17 protein-coding genes are annotated in these 15,610 nt (G+C 40.3%); 6 read left to right on the top strand and 11 right to left on the bottom strand.

Features of this window, described 5'->3' with window-relative positions:
- Positions 1 to 2: 2 nt before the first annotated feature.
- Genes fliI through fliF form a run of 4 tightly spaced genes read right to left on the bottom strand, consistent with a single transcriptional unit; the run spans position 3 to position 4,759 of the window.
- Positions 3 to 1,367: a flagellar protein export ATPase FliI gene (gene fliI, locus M1E86_RS07385; RefSeq protein ID WP_213914070.1), complete on the bottom strand. Its 1,365-nt coding sequence runs from the start codon at positions 1,365 to 1,367 to the stop codon at positions 3 to 5.
- On the bottom strand, positions 1,364 to 2,092 hold the full coding sequence (gene fliH, locus M1E86_RS07390; RefSeq protein ID WP_213914069.1) for a flagellar assembly protein FliH: 729 nt from the start codon (positions 2,090 to 2,092) through the stop codon (positions 1,364 to 1,366). Before fliH ends, fliI begins: the two co-directional genes overlap by 4 nt.
- Positions 2,085 to 3,077 carry a flagellar motor switch protein FliG gene (gene fliG, locus M1E86_RS07395; protein WP_004255600.1) on the bottom strand — a complete coding sequence of 331 codons (993 nt, stop codon included), beginning with the start codon at positions 3,075 to 3,077 and terminating at the stop codon, positions 2,085 to 2,087. The genes fliH and fliG overlap by 8 nt, the downstream gene beginning before the upstream one ends.
- Positions 3,074 to 4,759, bottom strand: a complete 1,686-nt coding sequence (fliF, locus tag M1E86_RS07400; protein WP_213914068.1) for a flagellar basal-body MS-ring/collar protein FliF — start codon at positions 4,757 to 4,759, stop codon at positions 3,074 to 3,076. Before fliF ends, fliG begins: the two co-directional genes overlap by 4 nt.
- A gap of 246 nt (positions 4,760 to 5,005) precedes the next feature.
- Here fliF and fliE point away from each other — a divergent pair, with 246 nt between their 5' ends.
- The 3 genes from fliE (at position 5,006) to cspE (ending at position 6,490) form a co-directional block, all read left to right on the top strand.
- Positions 5,006 to 5,317, top strand: coding sequence for a flagellar hook-basal body complex protein FliE (fliE, locus tag M1E86_RS07405; protein WP_102139625.1), 312 nt, complete (start codon positions 5,006 to 5,008; stop codon positions 5,315 to 5,317).
- A 455-nt stretch (positions 5,318 to 5,772) separates the two neighbouring features.
- Positions 5,773 to 5,985: an AAA family ATPase gene (locus tag M1E86_RS07410; RefSeq protein ID WP_125890825.1), complete on the top strand. Its 213-nt coding sequence runs from the start codon at positions 5,773 to 5,775 to the stop codon at positions 5,983 to 5,985.
- 292 nt (positions 5,986 to 6,277) lie between these two features.
- Positions 6,278 to 6,490, top strand: a complete 213-nt coding sequence (gene cspE / locus M1E86_RS07415) for a transcription antiterminator/RNA stability regulator CspE (protein ID WP_102139626.1) — start codon at positions 6,278 to 6,280, stop codon at positions 6,488 to 6,490.
- Between the two features lie 201 nt (positions 6,491 to 6,691).
- On the opposite strand, the gene M1E86_RS07420 is transcribed toward cspE, so the two are convergent.
- The gene (locus M1E86_RS07420; RefSeq protein WP_125890826.1) at positions 6,692 to 6,823 is read right to left on the bottom strand and encodes an entericidin A/B family lipoprotein; all 132 of its coding nucleotides are present in this window, start codon (positions 6,821 to 6,823) and stop codon (positions 6,692 to 6,694) included.
- Between the two features lie 554 nt (positions 6,824 to 7,377).
- Positions 7,378 to 7,845: a DUF1097 domain-containing protein gene (locus tag M1E86_RS07425; RefSeq protein WP_213913338.1), complete on the bottom strand. Its 468-nt coding sequence runs from the start codon at positions 7,843 to 7,845 to the stop codon at positions 7,378 to 7,380.
- A gap of 486 nt (positions 7,846 to 8,331) precedes the next feature.
- On the opposite strand from M1E86_RS07425, the gene M1E86_RS07430 reads away from it, so the two are divergent.
- On the top strand, positions 8,332 to 8,832 hold the full coding sequence (locus M1E86_RS07430; protein ID WP_213913337.1) for a hypothetical protein: 501 nt from the start codon (positions 8,332 to 8,334) through the stop codon (positions 8,830 to 8,832).
- Positions 8,833 to 8,967: 135 nt separating this feature from the next.
- Here M1E86_RS07430 and M1E86_RS07435 read toward each other — a convergent pair whose 3' ends face one another.
- Positions 8,968 to 9,873, bottom strand: a complete 906-nt coding sequence (locus M1E86_RS07435; RefSeq protein WP_426099326.1) for a YadA C-terminal domain-containing protein — start codon at positions 9,871 to 9,873, stop codon at positions 8,968 to 8,970.
- A gap of 732 nt (positions 9,874 to 10,605) precedes the next feature.
- Between M1E86_RS07435 and def the strand changes: the two genes are divergently transcribed.
- Positions 10,606 to 11,115 carry a peptide deformylase gene (gene def, locus M1E86_RS07440; RefSeq protein WP_102139319.1) on the top strand — a complete coding sequence of 170 codons (510 nt, stop codon included), beginning with the start codon at positions 10,606 to 10,608 and terminating at the stop codon, positions 11,113 to 11,115.
- Between the two features lie 53 nt (positions 11,116 to 11,168).
- Here the strand turns inward: def and fliT are convergent, their stop codons facing one another.
- Genes fliT through fliD form a run of 3 tightly spaced genes read right to left on the bottom strand, consistent with a single transcriptional unit; the run spans position 11,169 to position 13,407 of the window.
- Positions 11,169 to 11,558, bottom strand: coding sequence for a flagellar protein FliT (fliT, locus tag M1E86_RS07445; protein WP_102139318.1), 390 nt, complete (start codon positions 11,556 to 11,558; stop codon positions 11,169 to 11,171).
- The gene (fliS, locus tag M1E86_RS07450) at positions 11,548 to 11,946 is read right to left on the bottom strand and encodes a flagellar export chaperone FliS (protein ID WP_004909969.1); all 399 of its coding nucleotides are present in this window, start codon (positions 11,944 to 11,946) and stop codon (positions 11,548 to 11,550) included. The genes fliT and fliS overlap by 11 nt, the downstream gene beginning before the upstream one ends.
- A gap of 18 nt (positions 11,947 to 11,964) precedes the next feature.
- Positions 11,965 to 13,407 carry a flagellar filament capping protein FliD gene (fliD, locus tag M1E86_RS07455; RefSeq protein WP_213913336.1) on the bottom strand — a complete coding sequence of 481 codons (1,443 nt, stop codon included), beginning with the start codon at positions 13,405 to 13,407 and terminating at the stop codon, positions 11,965 to 11,967.
- A 505-nt stretch (positions 13,408 to 13,912) separates the two neighbouring features.
- On the opposite strand from fliD, the gene M1E86_RS07460 reads away from it, so the two are divergent.
- A complete protein-coding gene (locus tag M1E86_RS07460; RefSeq protein ID WP_213913335.1) occupies positions 13,913 to 15,040 on the top strand; it encodes a FliC/FljB family flagellin in 1,128 nt (375 codons plus the stop codon).
- Positions 15,041 to 15,265: 225 nt separating this feature from the next.
- On the opposite strand, the gene M1E86_RS07465 is transcribed toward M1E86_RS07460, so the two are convergent.
- Positions 15,266 to 15,598, bottom strand: coding sequence for a GNAT family N-acetyltransferase (locus tag M1E86_RS07465; protein ID WP_213913334.1), 333 nt, complete (start codon positions 15,596 to 15,598; stop codon positions 15,266 to 15,268).
- Positions 15,599 to 15,610: the final 12 nt, after the last annotated feature.

Genomic DNA, 15,610 nt, shown 5'->3' on the forward strand with positions numbered 1-15,610 from the left:
CGTTATTCGTTGGGAACCACTTGAGTGAGCTGATCACATGCGGTTTGATAGTCACATCGTTCATCAATATCCTGCTGCAAAAACGTCGACATCCGCGGATAATACTGAATTGCCGTATCTAACATAGGGTCACTGCCCATGGCATATGCGCCTACGTTAATTAAGTCTCGGTTACGTTGGTAACTGGAGGTTAACTGTTTGAAACGTTGTATTTTTCGGTAATGCTCTTTAGGAATGAGTTCAGTCATTGCTCGGCTGATGGATGCCTCGATATCAATCGCAGGGTAGTGCCCTGACTCTGCCAAGGAACGTGAAAGGACAATATGCCCATCCAAAATCGCCCGAGCTGAGTCGGCGATCGGGTCTTGTTGGTCATCTCCCTCAGTTAAAACGGTATAGAAGGCTGTAATTGACCCACCATTTTTCCCATTCCCCGCACGCTCAACTAAAGCAGGTAATTTGGCAAAAACAGAAGGTGGATAGCCTTTGGTTGCAGGGGGCTCGCCTACGGCTAACGCAATTTCACGTTGCGCCATGCTGTAGCGGGTGAGTGAGTCCATAATCAGCAACACACTTAAGCCTTTATCGCGAAAATACTCTGCGATACGCGTGGCATAAGAGGCGCCTTGCATGCGTAATAGAGGGGACACATCGGCGGGTGCCGCAACGACAACAGCACGTTTTAAGCCATCAGGTCCTAAAATATTTTCAATGAAATCTTTAACTTCACGACCACGTTCACCGATCAACCCAACGACGATAATATCGGCTTGCGTAAAGCGCGCCATCATGCCGAGTAATACACTTTTACCTACACCAGAGCCAGCGAATAGACCCATACGTTGGCCTCGGCCAACCGTCAATAACGCATTGATTGCCCGAACACCGACATCCAATACACTGCTAATAGGCGTTCGTTCCAATGGGTTTATGGGGGGGGTAATTAAAGGGGCGCGTGTTTTTACCTCTAATGGGCCTTTCCCGTCTAATGGGTTGCCTTGGGCATCAAGCACTCTGCCTAATAATTCATTACCAATGGGTAGTAAGCGGCTGGTTTGCCCGTCATCTCCGGTTGATTGCGCATAAACACGCGCACCAGGAGCGATCCCTTCGAGGTCAGCTAATGGCATCAGTAGCATTCTTGGGCCGTTAAAACCGACGACTTCACAGACCACCTCGTCTGAGCCGCCATTAATTGAGCGCTCAATAAAGCAAGTTGCCCCTAAAGGCATTTTAATGCCTTCGGCTTCCATCACTAAGCCGGTGATTTTTGTGAGGCGGCCATAACGGCGCACCATCGGGATCCCTTTCATCCGTGACTCTAAATCGTCCAACGAGGCAATCCAGCGTCCCAATCGTGCAGTCATGAAAAGCTCTCCGGTGCATATAAACGGCACAACTCTTGCCAGCGTGTCGCCACAGTCATATCGATTTCACCGTCTTCTGCGACGACTCGGCAACCACCGAGATGCAATTTAGGATCTGCCACTAAGCGCCAACCATTTAAGTTGAGCAGGGAACCGAGATGCTGTTCAATCAATTCAAAATGATTTGGGTTGACGTGCAGTTCAGGCTGCCCTGCAAAAATTGGTTTTTGCTGCAGTAAATGGCTGATTTCTTCCAGCAAAGCGGTGCCATCACAAACGGTAGATTGCCCTAAGACTTGCTTCGCTGCGGTTAAAGCTATCTGCAGCAGCTTTGTGGTCACCACCGTATCAAAGGTATCAAGTGAATAATTAAATTCAGACAGCAATTTTTGCCATGTTTCAATCACGGGTTGTTGCATAGCGAGCGCTTGCTCACGCCCTTGTTCTTCTCCAGCTCGCAAGCCTTGCTCAAAGCCTGCTTGGTAACCTTCTTGCTGGCCTTTTTCATGCCCTTGTTGGAAACCAGTGCGCTGAGCATCTTCTTTAATGTTATCGAGCAAGTTAATTTGCTCTAACACTTCTTTCGGCTCAAGGCACGGGACTTTTGGCGCATCAGGCTCAGGGACATCGCTTAGTACAGGGATACCTGAGTTGAGGTCCCATTGATTAAGCTCACGCAGTTGCCAAGGCTGCCATTGGTCATTTGGAATTGTTGACTTAGACATAGACATCGTCTCCACCACCTATAGCGATTTCGCCTTTTTCGACTAAACGGCGAACGATAAGCAAAATAGCTTTTTGTTCGTTTTCCACTTGGGACATACGCACAGGAGAGCGCGATTCCAAATCGTCGCGCACGATTTCTGCAGCACGAGCGGCCATATTGTTGAGGAAGTGGTCGCGCAGAGCTTGGTTGCTGCCTTTCAGGGCAATAACCAGTGAGTCTGTCGAAACATCCTGCAAAATACGTTGAATGCTGCGGTTGTCCACCTCGATAAGGTTTTCGAATAGGAACATTTCGTCAATAATGCGTTGAGCCAGTTCACCATCGTAATCACGCATTGCATCGATAACGCTTTCTTCTTGCTGGCTTTTCATCAAGTTGATGATTTCTGCCGCAGTTCTCACGCCACCCATTTTGCTGCGTTTGAGGTTTTGGCCATCCAGTAAGTTGTTCAATACCTCGGTTAATTCCGCTAATGCAGCAGGTTGAACCCCCCCAAAGGTGGCGATACGTAACATAATATCGTTGCGTTGGCGCTCTTCGAATAATTCGAGGACATCCGCTGCAAGGTTGCGTTTTAAGTGAACCAAAATGGTGGCGATAATTTGTGGATGTTCATCACGGATAATATCGGCAACGGTTTGGGGTTCCATATAGTTGAGGCTTTCGATACCTGACGTGGTTTCTTGTTTTTCAAAGATATCTTCCAGCAAGCTTGCGGCGCGTTCTTCACCGAGCGCTTTCACCAACACAGAACGCAGATAATCGTTGGTGTTGATATTCAATGCAGCAAACTGGATAGCGGACTCTTCGAATTCCGTTAACACTTCCGCCAGTTCGTTATTCGAGATTTGGCGCATGTTTGATACCGCCATACTCAATTGCTGAACTTCTTTTGGATTCAGGTGTTTAAATACTTCTGCGGCCTGATCTTCACCGAGTGTCATTAACATTACGGCGCTTTTTTCTGTTCCACTTAAACTCATTGGGATTTTCCTAACCACTGACGGATGACCATTGCCACGATTTGTGGGTCTTTTTCTGCCATTTCACGTATACGCTGGCTCTGAATTTCAGCACTAACACGTTGACGAGTGAGGCGGCGACGCGTCTGTTCATCCATATCTTCATCAATGACTTCATCAACCACTAGCGGAGTTTTCAGTTGATTTGCAACGAAAACTTCGGCTTCAGCTTGTGCTTGCTGTGTTTTACGATATTTAACCCATTGTGGTTTGATACCGAAACGCCACATAAACCAAGCAATAATGGCAATGAGCAGTATTTTTCCGTAATCCAAAAGCTGAGCAATAAATTGTGGGCTTTCAAGTAACGAAGGCATTTCTTCAACTGGGGTTTCATTGGTAAACAATGAATTCGTAATGTTGAGAGAATCCCCACGTGCAGTGGAAAAGCCCATTGCTTCGCGTGTTAATGCTTCAATTTGTTGCAGCATCTCTGGCGGCAATGGCTTCATTTCTGGACCATTTTCACCATCTTGGGAATGGTAATTGACAATAACTGCGACCGAGAGCCTATCGACGACACCAATTTGCCGTTGGGTATGACTAATTTTGCGATCGACTTCGTAATTTGTGGTTTCATCGCTTTGTGAGTTCGAAACGCTATTACGATTATTTGCCGTTTGAGCGCCATCTTTATTGTCTTTATTGGTTTCAATTGGTGCATTTGGCGCACTAACGGGTTGATTGGAAAGCGCACCGGGCACTCCACCTGTTCCGCCATTGTTATTTTGCATACTTTGGCTGTTTTGGCGGGAACGAATAGCGGCGCTGTCTGGTGTTTGGTTGGGCTTATATTCCTCTGAAGTTTGCTCAACTTTCGAGAAATCCATTTGTGCGGTGACTTGGGCATGAATATTGGCACGACCGACTAACGGAGACAGAATATCTTCGATGCGCTGTTTGAGATGGGATTCCATCTCTTTGGTCATTTTAATTTGTGCGCTGTTTGCCGATTGCTGGCTATTATCGTTATTGGTGAGTAAGCGACCCGCTTGGTCAACAATAATGACATTACTGGCGGTTAGGCCTGTTACGCTACTCGATACCATATGGACAATGGCGCTGATTTGTCCCTCATCAAGCATTCTTCCCGGTAATAAACCGACCGTCACCGAAGCGGTTGGTAGCTTTTGCTCTCGCACAAATAAGGTCGGTTTAGGAATGGCTAAATGCACCCGAGCACTTTGTACTGGGCTTAGTGATTCAATAGTTCGAGAGAGTTCACCCTCTAATGCGCGTTGGTAGTTGATTTGCTCACTAAATTGGCTGATACCAAATTGTTCTTTATCTAATAATTCAAAACCGGTATTGCCGCCTTTGGGTAAACCTGATTGAGCGAGTTTTAAACGTAATTCATGCACTTTATCTGCAGGAACTAAAATAGCGCTACCATTATCAGCAATTTGATAAGGCACATTCATCTGAGTTAACTGGCCAACAATATCGCCACCATCTTTAGCACTTAAATTGCTAAGAAGCACACGGTAGTCAGGGCTGCGTAACCAGAGGAGAAGGGCGACAATAATTGAAACAGCCGCAGCCGCCGCAATCATTAACGGTATTTTAGGATCAGCTTTAATCCTTTCAACTATAGAGGCAAAACCCTTTTTGGCCTCCCCCGTGTCTTTAGATGCGGCACTCATAAATATTCCCTGCTTGGCAGACTACTAGACGGATGAAAATACTTTTGGTGAAACAATGTTATTTCCCTCTTCGTAACGTCACTTTTTCACTTTGCTATTATTTCTTGTTTTTGAGGGTTCTAATGACGGAATCAGCCTATAAAATTGGTGTTATTTATCGGCTTCAAGTTAAAAAGGGTGTGATAGGGTAAACTGGCCAATATAGGTTAGTGAAAAATTCACAGTAATTAATGAGAAGAGAATCGAATGACAGTTCAAGCGATTGAAGGGGTTATTTCACAATTAAATGTCGTGGCAACCCAAGCCACTAACCCAATTAAACCAGCAATTGAGCCTGTTGGATTTGCGGATCACCTGGTTGCTTCGGTAAATCAAATTAATAAAACGCGTAATGATTCAGCGAAGCAAGTTGAAAACTTTACGTTAGGAAAGCAAGATATTTCCTTGAATGACGTGATGGTTGATATGCAAAAAGCGAGTTTAAGTCTGCAAATGGGAATTCAGGTGCGTAATAAGCTGGTGGCAGCGTATCAAGAAATTATGTCTATGCCAGTGTGATTTAGCTATCAGTTTGAATATGATAAATTGATTGCCTTACTATTACTCTTTTGGGGAAGTGGTGGGGCATTTTTATTGCCAATAATAATTGGTTCGCATATTGTAATTAGGTACTAAAGTATAGGAAGAACAGTATGAAACAAATTATTGATAAGTGTTTTGTTATGGTTTCATTCGTGATTGTTGGGTTATCATTTGTATTTGCTGGCGGAATTCCGTTTGATCCAACTGAGAAAAATAGTCAATCATAACTATAATGGATTACAAAATTTGCAAGCTGCGTGATGCGGCTTTTTTGTTATCTTAAATCCTACTTTATATATTGTTATGGGTCATTAGCACTCATTTTACCAACGAAATATCGAAATAATAATTTAGAAAGCTGGAAAGTGCTGGTATGATTGGTAGGTATTTATACCTATTATTTTATGCGAACAAAAACACAAGCAATCATTATGAAACTAATTACCGCACTATTTTCTCTTTTCTTAATTACAGGCTGTACATTCACACCTTCTTTTGAACCTAATAAATCAACATGGCCTAAACCGCATAAAGATATCCGCTCATCGGAACAAATAAAAGCCGATAGAGAAGCGGTTCATGAACAACAGCGAGCCGTAATGAGAGGTGAAAGACCGGACTATGGTGTTTTTGATAGGTACTAAACCTGAAAGTGTGCAATTTTCAAACTTTAAAAGGTTCAGATAAACAGCAAGTTATTTGTTTAGTGAACTGACGTTAAAATAAAATTTGCCATTTAATTATAAGTGTGGCTTAATGTGCTCACTGGTTTGGATGTACAGGCCTATTTATGTTAGTCAGTTTTAAGATGTTCACCATTAAGCGTTATCTCAGATACCTCTTCATTGCGAATTCCTTCTAATTAATTCCCATAAGTACCACAAGAACGAACCGCAACATGCCTTATGGCAATTTTAAAATATTAAAGGAAATTCTATGTCTAATACAATGACTGGTTCAGTTAAATGGTTTAACGATGATAAAGGTTTTGGCTTCATTACACCTGCAGATGGTAGCAAAGATGTATTTGTTCATTTCTCTGCAATCCAAAGCGAAAGCTTCAAAACTTTAGCAGAAGGCCAACAAGTTACATTCACCATTGAAAATGGTGCGAAAGGCCCTGCAGCAGCTAACGTTATCGTTAAATAACGATAAATTAAAAGCTAAGCATTCAAAACCTCGCCAAGTGCGGGGTTTTTTCGTTTTGTTGTGTGCACTTTTCAATAAGTATTAAATTAATATCACTTATAATGGATATCTATATATCAAACAGTGAAACTGTCACCGTTTGATATACATGTAATTTTTACTAGAGAGGTGTTCATGTTTAAGGATGTTGACTATTAAGGGTCATTCAGCTGCTTTTTGTATGGCTTCGCCACCCGCTTCTATGTCTTCACCAACCCCTTTAGTGGTATTACACGCACTTAAAGAGAATACAACCGCTAATGAACAGGCTAAAAAACAAATTTTTTTAATCATATCTTCTTCCTTTCGTTATGTTCAATTACAGGCCATAAGATATTTATTGTTCAAGTATAGCAGATGGATCAGAATGCAATTTTAACTTCACGTAATTTTATGATTTGATAATGCAAATTTTACCAGGCTATCATCCTATTTTATCTCAATTTCCAGTTTTATAATCCAGTGATTCAGTTATTAAAAGTGAATCACATTAATTTTTTTAAAAAATAGGGTTTGTCTATTTTTGATAACAGAAGGATGCAGAAAAATCCGAATTACACTTTGCAATTGTATTAATGAATGTTGATAAGGTCGATATTTGACCAGTTATATAAGCTTGGTTAATGTAAAATGAAGCTTAATCTCAGAGGATTATCATTTTATTAACAATATTATCATTATTATATTTGTAAATATAAGTAAAGGTACTTAAGGTCCCTATCTGGTTAATTATTAGTTAAATCAAAATGTTATATCTTGCTGTTGAAGAAATTTAATGTAATATCGAATTCGTTTGAAATTCCCTTGGTTTCATTGATTTATTTAAACCGCCATATTGGCGGTTTTTTTTAGCCTTTATTTGATGAGAATTTTTCAAATAACCAAAGTCCACTCCTCTTCATTGCAAAACCAAATAACACCCCGATAAGCAATGATTGAATGGTTACCAACCAAGCACCTTCAGCAGCAAAAATAGTACAGGTACCGACAAACGTACCGGGTATATAAGAAAGCCACTGTTTTTTCGCTTGTATGCACATCAAAAAGGCAACTATACCGGTAACAAAGTACCCTACAAAGTGAGGTAATTGTTGCAGGTAGCCACCGCTATGAAGGATCACTAACCCCCAGAATACGCCGCTACTGACAGTTAATGCGGTAATACCTAAGCCTTTAAGCCCATCTTTAGGGTAAGCAAAATACGCGGTACAGCCTAAAAAGCCGGCCCAGCCGATTAAGCCTAAGCTATCAGCAACCCAAGCCCATATTCCAGAGAGAATGGCGGTTGTTAAAGAAAGACAAAATAGTAATTTCACAATATATACTTTACGTTATGGTTATTTATTAATAATGCCGCTAATGAATGATTATCTGCAGTTCACTTATCAGTGACAAAAACCATCAGTGACAAAATCGAACAGCTACAAAATCAATTCATCATAGAGCGGAGTTGTAACGATTCAGCTATGTTATTATTCAAGGGCCATCTAGGGGTTTTAGGTATTACTAGAGGGGTAACTGATTAATAATATGGTGGTTATCTGTCATTGTCGTGACACTGGGGCTGTATAAAGCAGAGCATTGTATAGAGCCAGCGGAAATCTGGCAATGACTATACGCTGATTTATATGTTTTAACTTTATCTTATTGATAATGATTAATTATATGTGAATTTCGTGTTAAGCAAATCACTTGAAATTTAAAAATCATTTTGTGAGTGAGTTACTGGTTGATGGTTTTTTTACTTTAATTTAACCACGTCCCCCTGTAGCATAAAGTAAATTGGCGAGTGAGGTGAGAGTATGAAATGGATGATAGCTGGGGCTGCTGCGCTGTTGTTAGTCGGGTGTGATGATGCATCGACTGCGCCATTTGGCTTAAACTGGGGTCAAAGTATGGATAGCATCAGCTTTATTAAGGCGGGGGATTGCCAAGTCAGCGGTAGTAAAACGGTTTGCACTTTTGGGCAACAAAAGCCGTTTAATGATTGGAGCTATGAAAACCAACTCACTTTTGATGGCGGTGCACTCATTCAAGTCGCAACCACACTGGTTGGAGTCGAAGATTATGCTTCACCCAAACCCGATTTTGCTAACTTTCAACAAAAGCTAGAAAACGAAATGGGCTATTTGACAAAACTGGGCTTTAACTCGCAAATTGCCAGTGAAGTTCTCACCCAATGCCAGTCTGAAACCAGCTGTAATAAAGTGAGTGAGTCATCGAACACGCGTATTGGTATGTCTAACCTTTGGGTTACTATTAACTCAACACCAATCGCGATTGTGACTTATCAGCAAAATTAATTTTAACTCAGAGCGAGTTAATTTAGATATAGGCCAATTAGGGCGATTAAAAATAGTACCAATATATCATTGGTACTATAGGTTAATGTTATATAAATAATTTATAAGGTTATATGAAAAATAGGCGTTAGAGAGTTACCAACCGAAGGCCACACCCGCTCCGATAACGGCAGCATCTGAATTGTTCCAAGAAACATAACTGCGTAAGTTGATATTTTCTTTTAATTGATATTGAGCGCCAGCAGCAATTGCTGAGCCATTTTTGTAATTCCCCACGCCAACCCCAGCACTAAAGCGGGTATTTGTTGCGTAAGGGATATTGCTCATTGCAGCAACGGATGCAATACCCGCATTGGCTTCTTGGGCACGCTTATCTATTTTGCTCTCAAGCTGGCTGACCCCATGGTCAAATTTATTTTCTAACTTTGTGAATTTAACTTCGTTCACTTTTTGTGTTTTTGCTGCATCACTTTTTAGAGTCTTGATTGATGACGTATTTCCAATGACTTTTTTATCAAGATTCTGAATATTGGTATTCAATTGTTCAGTGACTTGGTCGGCTGCATTTACACCAATTAATGCGCCTTGCACATATAATTCGACCTCTTTTAATTTTGAGTCAAATACATGATGTTTTTTTTCTCGGTCTTTGTTTATTGATGTAACTTGGTCATTAATTAAAACCGTGTTGCTTTGTATTTTATCAGCGTTAATATTGTAATAATCAAATATAGAATCATCTATGGTGTCTCGTAATTTTGCTAACTCATTTCGTATATTCGCAGTTTCTGATTTAAGTCTGTTGTTATTATTTTTCTTTAAGTTATTAAATTTTGAATCCATCTGGTTTATTTGGCTATCAATATTATTGATTCTTTCATTAATATCAATAATGTTTATAGTGTTATTTTTGATGTTATAGGCATTGATATCACTTAATGTTGGTGCGGGCTTTGAAAATGAAGTGTTGGCTGCTGCATTATAAGACAAACCGCTTAGTAATATAGTCACTAAGTGACGAGCTAATGCTTTCTTTTCCATGTGTTAATTTCCGTATTATTTAAATTATTATCTAAAGAAGAGTGAAGAGGGGATTTGTTTTCTCAACTTATTTATAATAGGGGCATTTCTTTGGCAGGTAAAATCGATTTTTTAAATTATATTTATTCGGGATATTCGTGTTTGATTGGAATAAATACAGTGCTATCTATTTTTTATATGGAATATAGGATTATTTATTTGAATGAATTATAAAATGCAATACTTATTATTTTTTATATATTAATTTAATTGAAAATAATCTCAATGTGGCCTAAATATAATTCGATGATAAAACTGTAAAATACAAAAAAGTAAAATAGTAAAGCGAACAAGTAAAGAAATGCCATCAGAGGGGGGAGCCCAAAATGGCAGGAAGTCGACAAAAGAGCGCTCTTTTTTCTATTTTAGATGTTTTTTTCCAAATAACGTGTTATTTTTCTGTAAAATTTTATATGTCTGGTGTTGCATCAGCAGATAGGTTAAGTAGGCTGGCGCTAATCTATTGATATTTAAAATAAAATTATCTATCTGGTTAATAATGCCACTTTTTGCATGTTGTTGATGAAATAGAAAGACGATAATATTTTGTCTGTTCGCCATACTTCACTGGCAGGGCTGTGACGGCAGTTAACGGCGTTAAAACCGTGGTTATTGCATGTCGTCACTGTAGTTTAAAGTATTTTGAATTATTGATATTTGAATAAAAGCAATCGAATTTATAGGGTTTAAATTATGGCAGTAAGAGAAATTATTGAAATTCCAGATGAACGACTGCGCATTAAATGCAGCCCAGTGACAGATTTCGCTGCAGTACAAACCTTAATCGACGATTTGTTAGATACCATGTACAGCACCGATAACGGCATTGGCCTCGCTGCTACGCAAATTGCTGAAACTAAATCCATTATGGTGATTGATATTTCAGAAAACCGTGATGAGCCGATGGTATTTGTTAACCCTGAGATTGTCGAAAGTGAAGGGGAAACTAGCTACCAAGAAGGGTGCTTGTCAGTACCGGAGATCTACGCGGATGTAGAGCGTTTCCTGCGCGTTAAAGTGAAAGCGTTCGATAGACACGGTAAAGCGTTTGAAGTGGATAGCGACGAGTTCTTAGCGATTGTCATGCAACATGAAATCGACCACCTACACGGTAAAGTGTTCCTCGATCACTTATCACCGCTAAAACGTAATATGCTGTTGAAAAAACTGAAAAAGCAACAACGCTTAAAACAGCAACAGTAGGCTGTGATCCGAAAGGGAAGAGGGTGTCAGGTTTGTTGGCCTGACACTTAAATTCATTCCATGGGGCGAACGACTAACGGGGTGTCTGGCTCATCAAATTGGCCATAGCTATTATTGAGTACCCGTTTTTGGTCTAATTGCTTAATTTCTTTGCTTAAAAAGTTTAAATGCTGTTGTAAATATTCTTTAGTAACACGTTCATTTTCGATAATTTTATGCAGTAACTGAATAAACTCTTCAGTGATGGGCTGCTGTTGTTCGAACGCTTGCGTTAACTCGGTGAGGTTTTCCACCGCAAGGACATATTCTGTCTCTCGGGAGACCAACGTCTCCCATTCCCCGGATTGCGCTAAGGCAACTAAATTTTCACTTAATACTAAGACATTACGGTATATTTCTTGTAAATCGATAGGATTTTTATTGTCCACCTGATTATCTTTCATCCACATTTGCACCGATTTGTTGCCACGCAGAGGCGATATCGGAGAGTAACTGGTAAACTTCTTGGACATAAGCCACGTTGTTTTCGAGGTTGGCGCGAAGTAACTGCATTGTCATGTACTCATACAAACTTGCCAAGTTTTCTGCAAGTTCGCCGCCAGCTTCATAATTTAACGACTGCTTTAACCCTGTGTCAATGATGTCGATAGCTTTTGAGATTTCTTTACCTTTTTCCGCCACCTTACCCTGCTGCATAAAAATTTCCCCGCGTTTTAGGGCACTTAGCGCCCCTTTAAACAGGATTTGGATCAGTTGGTATGGGGTCGCGTTGGTGATTTCACTCTCCAAATCGACCTGCTGATAGGCTTGCTGTGCGTGTCGTTGATACATATTTTTAACCTAAAAGTATTAGCCTAATAATCGGCCTAATGAATTACTGGTGCTATTCAGTGACGTCATCATTTTATCGAGGTTTTGGAATTGACGACGGTACATGTCCATGGTGTTTTCGATTTGTTTATTGGTCTGCTCAATACGTTTGTCTAAGCTTTTCTTTTTCTTTTGGATGCCATCGGTGGCGTTGTGCAGCGTGCCTTCTTTGCTGTCCAAGGTGTCTTTCAAGTAGTTAAAGTTTTCAGTACCAAAACCGGTTTCTTTACCGTCACCAGCAAAAAACACTTTGACGCTCGATGGGTTTTCTTTGAGAACTTTATCCAGCACTTTATTATCAATTTCTAAGGTGCCATCCAGTTTTTGCTTAATCCCCATTTTACTCAGAGTGTCAATGTCCCCACTTGCTTGAGGAGCCCGAACTTGGGTACGTAAGGTGCTCTGGATCATGCGTAAAGTGGAATCACCAATCAGTGGACCATTGGTTTTATCTGGCGCGGTGCCTTTTTCCGTTGGCGTGTATTTGGTGAGTTCTTTGGCTAATGTTTGGAATTCGTTATAGGCATCCACCCACGCTTTAATTTTACCTTTGGCGGGTTCGATATCTTCAGAAACGATCAGGTGGTCAGCTTTACCGTCTTCGCTTTCTTTTTTCAGCGTTAAGGTTAAACCGGGAAACAGGTCTTTGGCTTCATTGGTTTGTGACTCTAATTTGAAACCATCGATTTCCAGTAAGGCGGTTTGTGGGGCTACTTTTTGCACCATACCATTATCTGCATCGGTATTTAAGGTAACCACACCTTTATCATCAATAACTGACTCAACATTTAGTATCTTAGCTAGCTCATCATCGCCTTCCACATTGATGCTAATACGGTTTTCACTACCTTCTTTTTTAGAAGTGACGACAAGGTGGTAAATATTGTCTTTGTCTTTAATGACCGATGCAGAAACGCCTTTATCGGTTTTATTGATGGCATCCGCAATTTCTATCAATGAAGTGTGCTCGTTATCCAATTTGATAACGATTTTATCTTTATCTTCTTTTTGTGATGGTTGCGTGATGGTAATCGTTCGCTCAGGTGCACCATTGCCCAGCAATTCTTTATTGCTATTGTTAGGTGTGCCTTTGGTGGCGATAGTTTGTGCTTTTGCTAACTGAGTGACTAACACATCATGTACACCCGCTACCGCTTTACCATCGGTTTTCACGTCAAAGGCTTTGTATTCGCCATTCACTTTGGTGGTACTGATATCGCCGTATTTTTTTAAGTCTTCAGCCGCTTTTTTGAGTTTTTCTAAGGACGACTGCATTTTGCCAAAGGCGCTAATTTGTGCGTCATAACTGGCTTTTTGGGTGGTTAATGGCTCTAAACGACGGCGCTCCATTGCTTCTAATTGGTCCATTTGTACGTTTAAATCTAAGTTTGACCCGATACCGAGTGTGGATATGCCTGCCATGTTTTCTCCTACGCTATTCTCGTCATCCTTCAAGCTGCAGGGGTGTTGACTTCGTTCAGCTAGCCGAATCACATACTTGTGTATGCTCATCGGTCTATCTTCACTTGTCGCCTACCTGCAACCCGAATGATTTAGAGTCTATGCCTGTGTTATTAACTCTGAAATAAAATTTATTTACAGTCTTATCGGCAAAACGGAGCAAAATTTTAGACTATTCTGAAAAAGAGTGATGGCGAGAGCTGATAAGAGAAAAGTAGGTAATTATCCCTATTGAAATTAAATAATAAGAAAATTAATAAAAATAAATGCGTGTGTTAAAAATGAAAGGGTTAAAAATAATGGTATTAAAAGCGGGCTGTAAAGCCTTTTCCAACCTGACAGATAAAAATTTTCATTAAAAAGCCTAAAGGGGACTTTTTTGTAGCCGATAACCTAGTTGCTGACGAAATTCATCAAGTTAAGCATTTTGGCTTAACGCATTAATTTGAATAATAAGGATCACATCATGGCACAAGTTATCAACACTAACATTTTGTCTCTGACCACTCAGAACAACTTAAACCGTTCACAAGGCGTATTAGGTTCTGCAATTGAGCGTTTATCTTCAGGTTCACGTATTAACAGTGCAAAGGACGACGCAGCGGGCCAAGCAATTGCTAACCGTTTCACTGCAAACGTGAAAGGTTTAACTCAAGCTTCACGTAATGCTAACGACGGTATCTCTATCGCGCAAACGGCTGAAGGTGCAGTTAACGAAATCAACGATAACTTACAACGCGTTCGTGAATTAACGGTTCAAGCTAAAAACAGCACTAACTCTAATAGCGATATCGCTTCTATCCAAGCTGAAGTGACTGACCGTTTAGCTGAAATTAAACGTATTTCTGAACAAACTCAATTTAATGGCATTAAAGTATTGGAAGAAGGCAAAGAAATGAGCTTTCAAGTTGGTGCTAATGATAATGAAACTATCTCATTAAAAATGGATAAAATGGGATTAAAAGAACTGGGAGTTGAAGATTTTAAAGTTCCAACACCAGCAACTGCTGACACTGTATTACAAACAGGTACTAAACTGGCTGACGACGCTGCTGCAAAAACAGCGCTGAACATTACAGATGCAAAAACAACCGTTAAAATTGGTAATGATAAAGCAGGAACACCAAAACCATTAGAAATTTATGAGACTAAAGACGGTTCTTTAGTTGCTAAAGACAGTAGCGGTAAATACTATAGTGTTAAACAAGATAAAGTAACAGGCCAAGGTGCAGGTAATGATGAAACAGTAATCACTCTGAACATGGATGAAGAAATTACCGGTAATGTTGGTACTCAAGCACAAATCGATGCATTGCCAAAAGATGAATCATTAAAAACTTTAGATGCTGCATTAACTAAAATTGATACTTACCGTTCTAAACTGGGTGCGTTCCAAAACCGCATGCAGTCTACCATCAACAACTTGAACAACTCTGTTAACAACCTGAGCGCAGCACGTAGCCGTATTGAAGATGCTGACTTCGCGACAGAAGTTTCTAACATGAGCCGTGGTCAAATCCTGCAACAAGCAGGTACTGCAGTGTTAGCACAAGCTAACCAAGTTCCACAAGGTGTTCTGAGCCTGTTACGTTAATTCGTGATTGGTGAGTTATAAAGGCCAACATCGCTGGCCTTAGACTACCGACAAAGCCCTAATTTATTCGTTAGGGTTTTGTTTTTAATAAGGTAAGTATAAATAATAAGCTAACCGGTAGGTTAAAAGAACCTTCTTGTGAATGATCATTTAAGGTGGTTTTTGTCATTTAGGGAATATACCAAGTTGGTCGTTAACTAAGTCAAACACTAAAGCTAATATCTGCTAATTAGTGCTAAATTTTTTCGTCATACCTTCCGATTTCGGCCCTACAGATTGGTACCCCATTTTTTGATAAAACTCAGGCTTATCCGCAATCATAGACACGTAAGAACCTTCTAAGACGGCCGAATTTAAATAATCTTCAATATGCTCCATAACTACTCGTCCTAGCCCTTTCCCTTGCCAATTAGGGTCAACCGCAATATCCACAATTTCGAAATTACAGGCTCCATCCCCAACGACTCGCCCCATCGCAATTAAAGTCTCACCATCTCGAATTGAAACCGCAAATAAACTATTTGGTAAACCGATTTTCGCCGCAGAGAGTGATTTCATCGATAACCCGGC

Source organism: Providencia sp. PROV200, assembly GCF_049901995.1.
Classification (GTDB): domain Bacteria; phylum Pseudomonadota; class Gammaproteobacteria; order Enterobacterales; family Enterobacteriaceae; genus Providencia; species Providencia rettgeri_E.

Coding starts and splice junctions, on each gene's coding strand:
- fliI (WP_213914070.1), bottom strand. CDS start 1,367: ATGACTGCACGATTGGGACGCTGGATTGCCTCGTTGGACGATTTAGAG.
- fliH (WP_213914069.1), bottom strand. CDS start 2,092: ATGTCTAAGTCAACAATTCCAAATGACCAATGGCAGCCTTGGCAACTG.
- fliG (WP_004255600.1), bottom strand. CDS start 3,077: ATGAGTTTAAGTGGAACAGAAAAAAGCGCCGTAATGTTAATGACACTC.
- fliF (WP_213914068.1), bottom strand. CDS start 4,759: ATGAGTGCCGCATCTAAAGACACGGGGGAGGCCAAAAAGGGTTTTGCC.
- fliE (WP_102139625.1), top strand. CDS start 5,006: ATGACAGTTCAAGCGATTGAAGGGGTTATTTCACAATTAAATGTCGTG.
- M1E86_RS07410 (WP_125890825.1), top strand. CDS start 5,773: ATGAAACTAATTACCGCACTATTTTCTCTTTTCTTAATTACAGGCTGT.
- cspE (WP_102139626.1), top strand. CDS start 6,278: ATGTCTAATACAATGACTGGTTCAGTTAAATGGTTTAACGATGATAAA.
- M1E86_RS07420 (WP_125890826.1), bottom strand. CDS start 6,823: ATGATTAAAAAAATTTGTTTTTTAGCCTGTTCATTAGCGGTTGTATTC.
- M1E86_RS07430 (WP_213913337.1), top strand. CDS start 8,332: ATGAAATGGATGATAGCTGGGGCTGCTGCGCTGTTGTTAGTCGGGTGT.
- M1E86_RS07435 (WP_426099326.1), bottom strand. CDS start 9,873: ATGGAAAAGAAAGCATTAGCTCGTCACTTAGTGACTATATTACTAAGC.
- def (WP_102139319.1), top strand. CDS start 10,606: ATGGCAGTAAGAGAAATTATTGAAATTCCAGATGAACGACTGCGCATT.
- fliT (WP_102139318.1), bottom strand. CDS start 11,558: ATGAAAGATAATCAGGTGGACAATAAAAATCCTATCGATTTACAAGAA.
- fliS (WP_004909969.1), bottom strand. CDS start 11,946: ATGTATCAACGACACGCACAGCAAGCCTATCAGCAGGTCGATTTGGAG.
- fliD (WP_213913336.1), bottom strand. CDS start 13,407: ATGGCAGGCATATCCACACTCGGTATCGGGTCAAACTTAGATTTAAAC.
- M1E86_RS07460 (WP_213913335.1), top strand. CDS start 13,913: ATGGCACAAGTTATCAACACTAACATTTTGTCTCTGACCACTCAGAAC.
- M1E86_RS07465 (WP_213913334.1), bottom strand. CDS start 15,598: ATGAAATCACTCTCTGCGGCGAAAATCGGTTTACCAAATAGTTTATTT.